The organism is Arthrobacter sp. AD-310 (genome assembly GCF_054656615.1).
The window spans coordinates 100,029-112,576 of record NZ_BAAHNO010000009.1 but is presented as its reverse complement, the minus strand read 5'-3'; the positions used below and the strand labels follow the sequence as shown (position 1 = coordinate 112,576).

The window sequence follows — 12,548 nt, the reverse complement described above, 5'->3', positions numbered from 1 at the left end:
GGCCATCGCACGGGCGTCGGCGCTTTGTACGTAAGTGATCAGAAGGACTGTGCCGGTTATCGCGATAACTAGCGCGGCTATGCCTCCCAGTAGGCGTGCTTTCACTGTTTTCCCCTTTGATGATGCTTACTTGATCAGCCCGAGGACAACAACGTTGCCCGTGGGAGTGGTTGTGCCTCCGGTGAAGAGGCTGGGATCTGCGGAGTATCCGACGAACGTTCCGTACAAGCCTTTTTCGCTGCCGCCAAAAACGTTGGTTGGGTCGTACTTGGCCTGACCACCCAAGTTCCAGGCCTGGATCTTGAAGCCCGCCCATTTCTCAATGAAGTACTGGACAGAGCTTCCAAGGCAGCTGCCGAACTGCGCCGCCGGCATACCGGCGCAGGTGTACTTGTAGACGGGCAACGCCACGGTCGAATTCGCCAAGGAAGGGTTTACGGATGGATTGAAGAGATCGATGCAACCGTTGGGTACTGCAGCGCCGGCGCTGGTCGCACTCCATTCCCCGACCTCAGCTGTAACTTTGCAGCCACTTGTCCCATCGGGATCGAGCCAGGCGAACCCGCCGGGAATGATCTGGTTGGACGGATTGAGCCCGTTGCAGTCCGTGGCCCCGCCGCCTCCACCCTGGGTGAGGATCTTGTGTGGCAGCCCGTCATCCTTGAATTCGCATGGCGCGAACGTCAGCGGGAGGACCGTGACGCCTTTGGTCGGGTAGAGCCATTTGGCGGTGGCTGTAGCACCCACCGTGACGGCAGGGGCGTTGAGTGCACTCGCAAACATCTTGCTCAGGAAGCCGGCGTTGGTAGTCCCGTTCTTTGTGGACGTTGTAACGGACACCTCCCCAGGGACAGACAGATCCACCGATTGGACGGTGGAGCTGTTGTCATTGGAGTTGCTGTTGGCTAGGGCAGCCGCAACAGCGTCCGCCTGGGCTTGCGTGCAACCTCCAGTGACGGAGCAGAGGTCGGCGCCCGCCAGTGCTCCTGCGTCTGCTGCGTTTTGGAGTTGGGCTCGCTCGGCATAGATTTGGCCCGTGTCCACCGCCAAGGCGCCGGCACCGATCAGTACGACCATCATGACGGCAACCAGGACTCCGGCAGCTCCCCGCTCACGGTCTTTGGCCTTTCCTAGCCGTTGCATCGCATTGCTCCTACTCCAGTGAGAGTTACAGAACTGCCAAAAAGCCCAGTCAGAGTTGCTGCCGGGTAGGTCACTGTTACCTGAGCAGTAGCGTTGGGCGTGCAGGCTGCAGGGCTGAAGGAATAGCTGAATGCGCCCGAGTTGACACCAGGAGCGCCAGCAACGGCCGCTGCTTTAGCGTCCGTCTGGCTGTTTTTCACTGCCATGGTCCTGGCCGCTTCGCGGGCTGCCTGGGTTACCGAAATTTGAGCGTTGTACGCGTTGGCGAATTCGACGATGCCGATGACGAGTGCCAGCAACACGGGAGCAACTAGTGCGAACTCCACAGCTATGGCGCCACGGCTCTTGTGTTCCGTGCTTTCTTTGCGGGTCTTCTTCAACGGATCCCCCGAGGATGGTTGGAAACCGAATGTGCCGTGCAGAGTTAGCACGGCACATTCGGAGTTGGTTGGGTTACCAGGTTCCGACGGTGGAGCCGAGGCTGGAGAACCAGTTGTTCAGCGCGGTTCCGAAGGCGGTGACGCCGAGAATAATGAGGAGGGCGATAAAGGCAACGAGGAGTGAATACTCGGTTGCGGTTGCGCCCTTTTCGGATGTGAAGCGATCTTTAACGCCGGCTACGTAGGCAAGCATTGAGACCATGAAAGAAGTCATTTTCATTTCCCTTTTGTCAGTAGAGGTGCCGTCGCGGTCACGAACAGCTGATCACCCCAAGCGATCGATTTGCTGGCCCTGCAGGATTTAGCCGTCTGCTGCCAGCCGAGGTGCGCCGCCCTGTTCCGTATGCCATTGCGCGGCGCACCTGCGAGGCAGCTCCTACCAGGTGCCGACGCGGGAGCCGAGGCTGGAGAACCAGTTGTTCAGTGCGGTTCCGAATGCAGTGACACCCAGGATGATCAGGAGTGCAATGAAGGCAACGAGAAGCGAGTATTCAGTCGCGGTTGCGCCCTTTTCGGAGGAGAAACGATCCTTGACGCCGGCAATGAATGCCATCATCGAGACCATAAGAGAAGTCATTGTATTTTCCTTAATTCGGTGAAATGGATTGGTTTTATTTCAACGAATTTCCAGCTGCCCCCATAAACATTTTTAGCGGCTGGACTTCGCTAAGAAGAGGTTGTCATTTGGGGGATTGCAGCAACAATGCGTAGTGGTACTCGATTTTTTGGGCGCGTCAAAGAAGTACGTACTCGAAGGCGGGGTGGAGTACTTAGGAAGTAGCGCGGGCGCTCGGCCCACTACTTGGGTCAGGAACTACTTGCCAGGTGAGGCTGACGCTGAAAGAACGCCGAATTGGCTAAGACATGAACAGCGTCGTGGCCGCCAGAGCGCCGAGCATAGTAGGTCCGTGGGCGACTTCTGCGGTGCTTTTCCGGCCTTTTCGACCTACTACTGCCAGGGTAACCACGCCGTTCAGGATGAATCCCAGCAGGCCCCCGTAGAGCAACTGGCTCCACCCTAGGTACCCGAGATAGAGGCCAACTGGGGCTGCCAGCTTAACGTCGCCCATCCCGATGCCTCCCGGCGAGATTAGGCCCAATACAAGGTAGCCGGCAAACAAAATGACGGCACCGAGCGCCGCGCGCAGTGTGCTGCCGGTCGGCTGGCCCAGCAGGTGAGGCGTCACGAATAGGAAAATGCCGCCCACGAGTAGTAGCAGTACGAGAGGATTGGGCAGCAAATGCAGTGCTATATCGATCCGCGCAAGCTGCACGCCGAGGATGGCCAGGAGGATAAATGCGGGGAGATAGGGGGCAATTCCAAACCGCAAGCTAAAGGCGAAGCAGAGAATGCCGGTGAGTGCCGCCGTCGTTATCCGTGTCGGCAGGGAAGGCAACCCGCCGAACCGTGGAAGACGCTTCGCGATGAGGGATTCGGCGGCGGGGGCGAGGAGGCAGCCCAAGAAGAAGGTTCCCACGAGGAGGCTCCATTCCATGGAACTCTCCAGAGCTGCTGCCAACACCGCGACCCCCTGCGTCCGTGAAGCCGCAGGCACTGGCGTCCCCCGGCTACCCCATTTTGACCCTGAACCCCCTGACGCGCTAATCTTGGTAGTCGTTGTGCGTGTCCTAGTCCGATGGTGCGTGCCCGTTTGAGAATCCGGTTGCAGGATAACTACTCGACGGTCACATTCGGAACTTCAGGATGACTGGTTACATAGAGCCCTCACCTCTGCTCCGGTAGCGCGCAGAAAGTAGGTGTCCACCGCTGTGTGGCGCCTAAACAAGAACGCCAGAACAAGAACGAGGCAAACACCGTGCGTACGTACACCCCGAAGCCCGGCGATATCAACCGCCAGTGGCACGTCATTGACGCCACCGACGTTGTCCTTGGCCGTCTTGCAAGCCAGACCGCAATCCTGCTGCGCGGCAAGCACAAGGCCACCTATGCATCCCACATGGACATGGGCGACTTCGTCATCATCATCAACGCTGAGAAGGTCGCCCTGACCGGTTCCAAGCTGGACCAGAAGCGCGCTTACCGCCACTCCGGCTACCCGGGCGGCCTGACCTCCGTCAACTACGCGGAACTGCTGGAATCCAACCCGGTCCGCGCCGTGGAGAAGGCCATCAAGGGCATGCTCCCCAAGAACTCCCTGGCTGCACAGCAGCTGGGCAAGCTGAAGGTGTACCGCGGTGCTGAGCACCCCCACGCCGCACAGCAGCCCAAGACTTTCGAAATTACCCAGGTCGCCCAGTAGTCCTGGCCACCAAACAACTTACTTAACAAGGAGAATCGTGGCTCAGAACGAAGAACTGACCACCGAGGCCGCTGAGGCCGAGGAAAACCTGACCAGCTACACCTCTGAGAGCTCTGCTGCTGAAGCTGCTCCCAAGAAGGAACGCCCGGCTCTGACCGTTGCCGGCGCTGCAGTTGGCCGCCGCAAGGAAGCTGTTGCACGCGTCCGCGTTGTGCCTGGCACCGGCAAGTGGACCATCAACGGCCGCGAGCTGGCGAACTACTTCCCGAACAAGCTGCACCAGCAGGACGTCAACGAGCCCTTCAAGATCCTGGATCTTGAAGGCGCCTACGACGTCATCGCCCGCATCCACGGTGGCGGCATTTCCGGCCAGGCCGGTGCCCTTCGCCTCGGCATCGCCCGTTCGCTGAACGAGATCGACGTTGAGAACAACCGCGCCACCCTGAAGAAGGCCGGTTACCTGTCCCGCGACGCCCGTGTCATCGAGCGTAAGAAGGCCGGTCTAAAGAAGGCCCGCAAGGCACAGCAGTACTCCAAGCGCTAATCCCGCTTGCGCAGAAGCCCGTCCCGCCATTGCGGGGCGGGCTTTCTGCTGCTATAGCCTACCTCTATGCCGACATCGGGTGTCCCAGTACAAGCCGTCGCTGAGGTCGCGACTCCCAACAACGCGCATCGAGTGATGGGGCTCACCGAAAGTTGATGAAACTGCCGGCCAAGATAGCCATCACTTGCTAACGGTGGTTTTTCGCGCATCTTTCGCTGAATTGGATTCAATTGACGGTTTTCTCGGTTTTCCGGAGATCATAGACTGTCGACCCATCTATTTCCTCCGATGGAAAGTTTGCCCTGACCCAATCAGATATTTGTACGAGAGATTCACTTCTTCCCGGCACGTCGAGATGGCTTTGTTGCCACACGAGATAGCAGATGCTTCCCGAGTCTACTTCTCTCTGGAATCGTTCCAGAGTCGGGTAGGGATCCACTCCCATGAAACCAGACAAAGACATGATAGGTTTTTGGACAGCGAGTTGAAATTGGGCTGCCGTTTGGCCTGGGTACGTTGCAGCCGCCCATTTGCATGGACCAGGCTGGGCGAGACGTGCTGCCAAGTTGGGACCGGGCACTAATCCGTAGCCGAGTTCCTTTGCCCACACTGGCTTGCCTTCCTCCGCACCAGCCAGGAAGTGGCTTATGGTTACGTTGCTCTTTGTCACGGGGCCCGAGAGGAGATTTGAACCATGGTGCGGTGACAGGACGTTGAATACAGAGATGAGGACCGGCCCTGCAAGGAGGGCAAAAGCCAGCAGGGCGATGGCAAGTCCATCTACTACATTGAACGGTGGCTTAACCGCAATTAGCACTGACCCCGCGAATCCTGCGATGAGGATTCCTGGAATGAGAAAGTCCGGCCATCCGGCCCCCAAATTTAGCAGTGCCGCAGCAAAAACTGTGCCCATAATCCCGACTATGGACGCAGTTATCCGTACACTTGCCTTATTGCGGTGCGCCACAAGTATGTCAACCGTTATGCCTATAAGGAGGGCTAACGGAGGTACCATCGTTGCACTGTAGTAGGTGTGTATCCCATTACCCATGAAACTGAGCAGCAGGTAAGTAGTGAGGAACCATCCAACTACAACTATTGTGGTGACCAATCGACCATGAGTCCGTGTTACAGCTTGCCATCGGATAGCGATGATCAAGCAGGCTGCGAGGGCGACGATCAGAAGCCACGAAGCTTCTTGGCCAAAGTTGGCGTTGAATAGGCGAAAGAATCCAATATCGCTTTCTTCTGATCGGTACTTCTCATCGATCAGTTGGATTGTCGGGTCTTCTTGCGTGCTGATAACGCGGTCTATCCCGTTATACCTGAGAGTTAGCTGCAAAACGCTGTTGGTTGGCGAGCCGCCAACGTAAGGGCGGCTATCAGAAGGGATCAGTTCTACGAGAAGCATCCAGGACAGGCCACAAATAGCCATTGCAGTGAGTCCTAACGTTCCGGTTCGCAGTCGGTGCCAGAGGCTGGTCTTCCCTGCAGTAAGGATGGCAATCCCCAAGGCGGGAACACAGAGGAGCGCTTGCAATTGCTTGGTCATGAAAGCTAGACCCAGTAAGACTCCCGCCATGAAAAGCGCCTTGTCGCTCTTCTTTTCCAGACCCAGGACAGCAAGGTATACAGCCGCCACCATCAGGAAAAGCATCAGGGGGTCAGGATTGTTGTACCGCGAAAGCAACGTGATTATGGGCGTGGTGAAAAACACTACACAAGCGGTGAGGGACGCGATAGCTGAGAAGTTTCTACGCAGTAGGGCGTAGATGAGAAACGTCGTCAAGACTCCCATTGCAGCTTGTGGTGCCATGATGCTTACTGGTGAAAATCCGAAAATCCGAGCAGATATCCCCATAACCCAGAGACTTAGCGGGGGCTTATCTACGGTGATGGCATTGCCCCAGTCGAGGGAGCCGAAGAAGAATGCTTTCCAGTCGGTCGCTCCGGCCTGAACCGCCGCGCTGTAATAGGCATTAGCCCATCCATTAATGCCTAGATTCCAGAAATAAAGAGCGCTGTTTAGGGCCAGCACTAGGATGAGGGCTGGACGCTCCCATCGGGGATCCTCGAGCCTGCCTCTCCATATGCTGGAGACCGCGTCACCTAGGCTCCTTTTTCCGTCAGGTTCGTAGGTCGTAGATGGTAGAGCCGTCAATGTTCTCCCCCTTGAAGTTGGTGCGCACCCAGTCAGTGATGTCGATTACGTCCTGACCCAGCGGTACTTCATCCAGAATTGGCTGCTGCCAGATAAAGTATGCGATGCGCCCCTGCAGCACTAGGGCCTTGAATTGGTCGATTGTTGGTGCTGGGTCGTTGCCCAGCCAGCCTCCCAGGGCAATAACCGGCCGTCCTGAAGCGAGCTGATACTGTGCTGCGTTTTGTGCGGTGTATGTCGCCGCAGCCCATGTTTGTGAGGAAGCCTCGCGAAGAAGGGACGTGATTCCGTCAGACGGCTCAACACCGAATCCCAGATGCCTGGCAAGCGGGGGGTCGCCCCGACGGGCGGCGTCCAAGTGGGCCGATAAAGAGCCTGGATTGTTCCCTACCGGCCCTGATAGAGGATTAGTACCGGAGTGTGCTTTAGGGAGGGTTATCACATTCGTTGCGAGAGGGCCGAGCCCCAGGGCCAATACCACCACCGCTGTAGTGAGGATCTCAAAGTGTCTTGGCCCGGTGTATAGCCACCCCGCCACGGCCAGGAGCGTTACACCGAGCAGAACGGCCGGCCAAGCTCCCCAAGCATCGCTGTACTGGAAAATTCGAGCCGCCACGTAACCATTACCGGCAAGGAGCACCGCGCCCAAGCACCGGGGCACAATTCGGTGCCGTTGGCTCCACAGAAGCCGTGTTCCCAAGGCGACAACCACAGCCATCGGGGCTGCGAGCGAAAAGATGTAGTAGGTGTGAGTCATGTTGCCCATGAAACTCACCGCAATAAAAGCGGTCAGGAGCCAAAGCACCGCACAAGAAATCAAAGCTTTCGTCCGGCGGCTTACCCCCGCTTGCTGCCAAAGCAGTGTCAATGTGAGCGAACAGGCCACCGCCGTAAAGAGGAGCCACGCCCCTTCGGTAGCAAAGTTTGCATTGAACAGCCGGCTAAACCCGCCGTCATACTCGAAAGCAGCCGGGGCGGCGGCTCCTCCTCCTTGTGGATCAGCACTGAAACGCAGGAAGCGTGCGAGGCCGTTGTAGTCGAGGGTGAGTTCGAGGATGCTGTTTGTTGCAGATCCGCCGATGTAGGGGCGGTTTGATTCTGGTGTAAGTTGTACGACGGTCATCCACGAGCCTCCGCTGATGGCCAGTGCGGCGAGCGATCCGAGGAGTCGGAAAAGTCTGGATGCAAGGGTGCCTGCACCGAAGAGCAGGACGGCGAGTACGAGGGCTGGGATGGGCAGGAGGGCCTGGATTTGTTTGGCCATGAATCCAAGGCCGAGGGCGGTCCCGCCGAGGAGGTACCAGCTCCAGCGGTTGTCCTCGATTGCCCTGATGATGAAGTATGCGGCGGCGACGGTGAGCAGCCCCATGAGCGGTTCGGGGTTGTTGTAGCGGGACATGAGCACGACGACGGGTGTGGTTGCGTAGATGAGGCCGCCGAGGAGCGCCGGCGCGGCAGGGTGGCTGCGGCGGATGATTTTGTAGATAAGCCAGGTTGTGGCCACGCCCATGAGTGCTTGGGGTACGAGGATGGCCCAGGAGTTCAGTCCGAACAGCCGGACCGAGAGGGACATGATCCAGATGCTCAGAGGTGGTTTGTCGATGGTGATGAGGTTGCCGGCGTCGAGGGAGCCGTAGAAGAATGCTTTCCAGTCCTGTGAACCTGCCTGGGCGGCCGCTGAATAGTAAGGGTTGGCCCAACCGTTCCGGTCAAGTCCCCAAAGAAAGGACGTAGCGGTTCCGACTAGCAGAACCGCCAGGCCGATCTGCTCCCAAGGCAGCGATTTTCGGATTGCACGGCTTAGCGTGGGGGCCGATAGCCGGCCCGCCTCTGCCACACTCACCGAACTGGCTCGCCAGCAGGTTGAAGCCCGGCAGCGAAGGACCCTTCACCGCTCCGCCGCACGCGGAACACCCAAAGCCGGAGAAGGACGAATCGCATCAGCGTGGCGAGGACATTTGCTGACGTGAGGATCAGCAACTCGAGGTTTGGCGCGGCGTCAGGATGGACGCTGTGCAGAACAAGCAGCGAGGACGAAGTAATACTCCATGCCAGCAAGAAGACGATGAAACCCTGCAACTGATGTGTGAAGAGCTTTTCCGGTCCGCTGATTCCGAAAGTAAAGCGGCGGTTGGCAGCCGTATTACCCACGGCTGTCAGAAGAAGCGAGAGAAAATTCGCTTCCTGTGAGCCAAAGGGGCCTTGCAGAATCAGGTACAGCAGCGCGAACGCGAGCGTCGAGGCGACGCCTACCACACCGAAGCGTAGGACCTGCCCAAAGAAGCTGGGCCTGCCGGCGGGCACGATCGGCCGTCGTCCAAGCTCGGCATAGATCGCCTGCACTGGAATAACCCCCTTTACCAGGGATCCAGCTACACGTGCCATCCCGCGCAGGTCATCCAGGGCAGTCTGTTTGATGTCCACTCGGCTGTCAGGGTCATCCACCCAATCCACGGGAATTTCATGAATTCTGAGACCAGAGCGCTCCGCGATAATCAGCAGTTCGGTATCGAAAAACCAGCCGTTGTCCTCCACATGGGGAAGCAGGCGATTGGCAACGTCTGCCCGGATTGCCTTGAAACCGCACTGAGCGTCGGAAAAACGCACCTGCATGGTCCGGCGAAGCAGAAAGTTATAGGAGCGGGAAATAAACTCCCGCTTGGGTCCACGGCTCACCCGCGAGTTTTGCCCCAGCCGCGTGCCGATGGAAATATCGGAGTGTCCCGAAAGGAGTGGCGCGACCAGCGGTGGAAGTGCGGCTAGATCCGTGGACAGATCCACATCCACGTAAGCGAGGACTTTTGCCTCCGAGGCGCCCCAGGCATCCCTAAGCGCGAAGCCGCGGCCTTTGACCTCAAGGCGGCGGTAGTCGACGTTTGGCATGTGCTCGCTGAGTCGAGCGGCAATCACCGGAGTCCGGTCGGTGCTTGCATTATCGGCGATGGTAATTTTCCACGTCGATGGCATTTCGTGCGTCAGATATTCGGCGAGCCTAGTGATGCTGCTTTCGAGTACCGCTTCTTCGTTGTAGACCGGTACAACAATTTCGAGCGCCAAGCCCCCATAGCTAGGTGTCATGCATGGATCGTAGGGGTGGCCAAATAGGGCTGGCGAGGCTTTTGGGGAAAGACAGGTAGGAACAAAAAAAACCAAGTAGTTCGCGTATTTACCGTCGAAAGCAGGTAGGTACTCACCAAGTAGGACAGGCCCGAGGAAGTGGTCTACGCAGGTTCTCAGCATCCCCATCCTCTAGACTTGACCGGTGTCTAGATTATTTGGAACTGACGGTGTCCGGGGGCTGGCCAACGGCCTGCTGACAGCAGAGCTTGCCATGCAGCTGGCCCAGGCGGCCGCCGTCGTACTCGGCCACGACCGCAACTCCAACGGCTCCCGGCCCCGCGCCGTGGTCGCCCGCGACCCCCGCGCCAGCGGCGAGTTCATCGCCGCCGCGGTCGAGGCAGGGCTCTCCAGTTCGGGCATCGACGTCTACGATGCCGGCGTCCTCCCAACCCCCGCCGCGGCCTACCTGGTGGCAGACCTGGACGCCGACTTCGGCGTCATGATCTCCGCGTCCCACAACCCGGCCCCCGACAACGGCATCAAGTTCTTTGCCCGCGGCGGCCAGAAGCTCCCCGACGACGTCGAGGACGCCATCGAGGCCCAGATGAGGAACGAGGCACTCCGGCCCACCGGCGCCGACGTCGGACGCATCCAGCGCTTCTCCGACGCCGAGGACCGCTACATCGTCCACCTCCTCAGCACCCTTCCGCACAACCTGAACGGCCTCACCGTGGTCCTGGACTGCGCCCACGGCGCCGCCAGCGGCTGCTCGCCCCAGGTCTTCAAGGACGCCGGTGCAAACGTCATCGTCATCGGTGCCGAACCGGACGGCCTCAACATCAACGACGGCGTCGGCTCCACACACCTCGGCCCCCTCAAGGAAGCAGTGGTCAAGCACGGCGCCAACCTGGGTATCGCCCACGACGGCGACGCCGACCGCTGCCTCGCCGTCGACCATGAGGGCAACGAAGTGGACGGCGACCAGATCATGGCCATCCTCGCCGTCGCGCTCAAGAACGCCGGCAAGCTGAAGGACGACGTCCTGGTCGCCACCGTCATGAGCAACCTCGGCCTCAAAATCGCGCTCCGGAACGCCGGCATCACCATCCGCGAAACTGCGGTGGGGGACCGGTACGTCCTCGAAAGCATGCGCGACGGCGGCTTCAGCCTCGGCGGTGAGCAGTCCGGCCACGTCATCTTCGCTGACCACGCCACCACCGGCGACGGACTCCTCACCGGACTCCAGATCGCCGCGCAGGTCGCCCTGACCGGCAAGCCGCTCAAGGAACTGGCCACAGTCATGACCAAGCTCCCGCAGGTCCTCATCAACGTCAAAGGCGTGGACCGCAGCAAGGTCGGCAGCAGCGACGTCCTGGCACAGGCAGTCGCCACCGCCGAAGCTGCCCTCGGGGAGACCGGGCGCGTGCTGCTCCGCCCCTCCGGCACCGAACCCGTCGTCCGCGTCATGGTCGAAGCCGCCGACGAAGAAACCGCGCAGGCCACCGCCGAGCACCTCGCCCAGGTGGTCCGTGCGGAGCTCGCCCTGGAACTCGTCAGCGAATAAGCCCGCAGCAAACAAATGAGGCCCGCTTCCCAAAAGGGAAAGCGGGCCTCAACTGTTGAAGAGTTGAATGTCAGGATGCGCGGCTTCGCAGCTCATCCCGGATCTCAGTCAGCAGCGCGATCTGCGGATCCTCGGCCGACTCCTTCTTGACGTCCTGGCCGATCCCCAGCCGGCGGTTGCGACGCTCGATCATCAGGTTCATCGGCATGACCACCACAAAGTAGATGGCGGCGGAAATCAGCAGGAAGTTCACGATCGCGGTCAGCAGGACACCAAACTCAATCGCGTTCCCGTTCAGGTCCAGCCGAGCGAAGCTGTCAAAGTTCGGCGACCCCACAACGGCGGCAACAAACGGCATCAGCACCTTGTTCACCAGCGCCGTCACCACCGATCCGAATGCGGTGCCGATGACAACGGCGACGGCAAGGTCAACCACGTTGCCCTTCATGATGAAGTTCTTAAATCCAGTCAGCATGGACACCACGCTAGCCCATCGCCTCACAGGTACCCCGGCGCCGCCTCCACACCGAAGTACTCCTCCAGTGTGGAGATCCCGCGGGTGAACATGTCCGTGGCCGCCTCCACCCCGACGTAGCGCAGGTGCCACGGCTCGTAGTAGTACCCGGTGACCGGGTGGAACATCCACGGGTACCGCACCACAAAACCGAACCGGTGCCCGTTCGCCTTCGCCCACACCGCCGCCGGCTGGTCCGCGAAGCACGGCTGGAACCCGCATGCCCCGCCGCCGTCGGCAATATCGAACGCCCACCCCGTCTGGTGCTCGGAGTAGCCCGGCCGGGCGCTGGCCGTGTCGGCGTCGGCCTGGCCCCGCGTGGCGACATATCCGTTGTAGGTCGCCACCTGCGTCGTGTAGGAGCGGTAGCCGCTCGCCAGCACCATGGCCACGCCATCCTGCGCGGCGGCGTCGAACATCGCCTCGGCCGCGGCCGCCGTCGTGCTGTTCAGCAGCGCCGACTCACCGGACGCGGTCATCGTCACGGCGGGCTGCACCAGGTCCGCCGGCACGTACGCAGCGGGAACCAGCGGGCGGCGCTTGTTGACGATCAGCCACGGGCTCGACGGGTCCGTCAGCGAAAACTGCCGCGGCAGCGCTGCGGAGGGCGACGGCGACTGTACCGGCTCAGGAGGCGCCGGCGGCACCGTGGCGGCCTCCGCCGTCGTGGTTGCCTGCGCCGTGACGGCCGCGGGGGAGGGGGCGGCAGACGGAGCAGCCGACGACGGCGCCGCCGCCCCGGGTGCCCCCGGTGTGCAGGCGCTCAGTACAGTCAGCCCGGCCCCCAAAGCGAGAAAGCGGGCGAAGCTGCGCCGGCTGGGATCCCGAGGAGCCGCTGCCGCCGAACAGTCGTGGCACACC

Annotated in this window: 13 protein-coding genes; 3 read left to right on the top strand and 10 right to left on the bottom strand. The window is 60.2% G+C overall.

What is annotated here, in order from left to right; translation table 11 throughout:
• Positions 1-126 precede the first annotated feature (126 nt).
• From ACYQ1Z_RS06245 to ACYQ1Z_RS06225, 5 genes are all read right to left on the bottom strand, one after another.
• On the bottom strand, positions 127-1,143 hold the full coding sequence (locus ACYQ1Z_RS06245; protein WP_459791636.1) for a pilus assembly protein TadG-related protein: 1,017 nt from the start codon (positions 1,141-1,143) through the stop codon (positions 127-129).
• Positions 1,131-1,523, bottom strand: coding sequence for a TadE/TadG family type IV pilus assembly protein (locus ACYQ1Z_RS06240; protein ID WP_459791635.1), 393 nt, complete (start codon positions 1,521-1,523; stop codon positions 1,131-1,133). Before ACYQ1Z_RS06240 ends, ACYQ1Z_RS06245 begins: the two co-directional genes overlap by 13 nt.
• Positions 1,524-1,596: 73 nt before the next feature.
• Positions 1,597-1,797: a Flp family type IVb pilin gene (locus ACYQ1Z_RS06235; RefSeq protein ID WP_459791634.1), complete on the bottom strand. Its 201-nt coding sequence runs from the start codon at positions 1,795-1,797 to the stop codon at positions 1,597-1,599.
• A gap of 162 nt (positions 1,798-1,959) precedes the next feature.
• The gene (locus tag ACYQ1Z_RS06230; protein ID WP_459791633.1) at positions 1,960-2,160 is read right to left on the bottom strand and encodes a Flp family type IVb pilin; all 201 of its coding nucleotides are present in this window, start codon (positions 2,158-2,160) and stop codon (positions 1,960-1,962) included.
• Positions 2,161-2,440: 280 nt separating this feature from the next.
• Complete coding sequence (locus tag ACYQ1Z_RS06225) at positions 2,441-3,079, bottom strand: prepilin peptidase (protein ID WP_459791632.1); 639 nt, start codon at positions 3,077-3,079, stop codon at positions 2,441-2,443.
• 321 nt (positions 3,080-3,400) lie between these two features.
• Here ACYQ1Z_RS06225 and rplM point away from each other — a divergent pair, with 321 nt between their 5' ends.
• Entirely contained in the window at positions 3,401-3,844 is a 444-nt protein-coding gene (rplM, locus tag ACYQ1Z_RS06220; RefSeq protein WP_459791631.1) for a 50S ribosomal protein L13, read from the top strand.
• 37 nt (positions 3,845-3,881) lie between these two features.
• Positions 3,882-4,388, top strand: a complete 507-nt coding sequence (gene rpsI, locus ACYQ1Z_RS06215; RefSeq protein ID WP_459791630.1) for a 30S ribosomal protein S9 — start codon at positions 3,882-3,884, stop codon at positions 4,386-4,388.
• A gap of 226 nt (positions 4,389-4,614) precedes the next feature.
• On the opposite strand, the gene ACYQ1Z_RS06210 is transcribed toward rpsI, so the two are convergent.
• Genes ACYQ1Z_RS06210 through ACYQ1Z_RS06200 form a run of 3 tightly spaced genes read right to left on the bottom strand, consistent with a single transcriptional unit; the run spans position 4,615 to position 9,627 of the window.
• Positions 4,615-6,549 carry an ArnT family glycosyltransferase gene (locus ACYQ1Z_RS06210; RefSeq protein ID WP_459791629.1) on the bottom strand — a complete coding sequence of 645 codons (1,935 nt, stop codon included), beginning with the start codon at positions 6,547-6,549 and terminating at the stop codon, positions 4,615-4,617.
• Entirely contained in the window at positions 6,515-8,386 is a 1,872-nt protein-coding gene (locus tag ACYQ1Z_RS06205; RefSeq protein WP_459791628.1) for a glycosyltransferase family 39 protein, read from the bottom strand. Before ACYQ1Z_RS06205 ends, ACYQ1Z_RS06210 begins: the two co-directional genes overlap by 35 nt.
• Before the next feature lie 2 nt (positions 8,387-8,388).
• The gene (locus tag ACYQ1Z_RS06200; protein WP_459791627.1) at positions 8,389-9,627 is read right to left on the bottom strand and encodes a bifunctional glycosyltransferase family 2/GtrA family protein; all 1,239 of its coding nucleotides are present in this window, start codon (positions 9,625-9,627) and stop codon (positions 8,389-8,391) included.
• Between the two features lie 184 nt (positions 9,628-9,811).
• Between ACYQ1Z_RS06200 and glmM the strand changes: the two genes are divergently transcribed.
• Positions 9,812-11,173: a phosphoglucosamine mutase gene (gene glmM / locus ACYQ1Z_RS06195; protein WP_459791626.1), complete on the top strand. Its 1,362-nt coding sequence runs from the start codon at positions 9,812-9,814 to the stop codon at positions 11,171-11,173.
• Between the two features lie 70 nt (positions 11,174-11,243).
• Here the strand turns inward: glmM and mscL are convergent, their stop codons facing one another.
• Both mscL and ACYQ1Z_RS06185 read right to left on the bottom strand, forming a co-directional pair.
• Complete coding sequence (mscL, locus tag ACYQ1Z_RS06190; RefSeq protein WP_459791625.1) at positions 11,244-11,648, bottom strand: large conductance mechanosensitive channel protein MscL; 405 nt, start codon at positions 11,646-11,648, stop codon at positions 11,244-11,246.
• A gap of 23 nt (positions 11,649-11,671) precedes the next feature.
• Positions 11,672-12,547 carry a M15 family metallopeptidase gene (locus ACYQ1Z_RS06185; protein ID WP_459791624.1) on the bottom strand — a complete coding sequence of 292 codons (876 nt, stop codon included), beginning with the start codon at positions 12,545-12,547 and terminating at the stop codon, positions 11,672-11,674.
• Position 12,548 lies beyond the last annotated feature (1 nt).

What these genes read in the sequence shown, in the direction of transcription:
- mscL (WP_459791625.1), bottom strand. Translation starts at nt 11,648, where the DNA reads ATGCTGACTGGATTTAAGAACTTCATCATGAAGGGCAACGTGGTTGAC.
- ACYQ1Z_RS06230 (WP_459791633.1), bottom strand. Translation starts at nt 2,160, where the DNA reads ATGACTTCTCTTATGGTCTCGATGATGGCATTCATTGCCGGCGTCAAG.
- ACYQ1Z_RS06245 (WP_459791636.1), bottom strand. Translation starts at nt 1,143, where the DNA reads ATGCAACGGCTAGGAAAGGCCAAAGACCGTGAGCGGGGAGCTGCCGGA.
- ACYQ1Z_RS06235 (WP_459791634.1), bottom strand. Translation starts at nt 1,797, where the DNA reads ATGACTTCTTTCATGGTCTCAATGCTTGCCTACGTAGCCGGCGTTAAA.
- ACYQ1Z_RS06200 (WP_459791627.1), bottom strand. Translation starts at nt 9,627, where the DNA reads ATGACACCTAGCTATGGGGGCTTGGCGCTCGAAATTGTTGTACCGGTC.
- ACYQ1Z_RS06225 (WP_459791632.1), bottom strand. Translation starts at nt 3,079, where the DNA reads ATGGAATGGAGCCTCCTCGTGGGAACCTTCTTCTTGGGCTGCCTCCTC.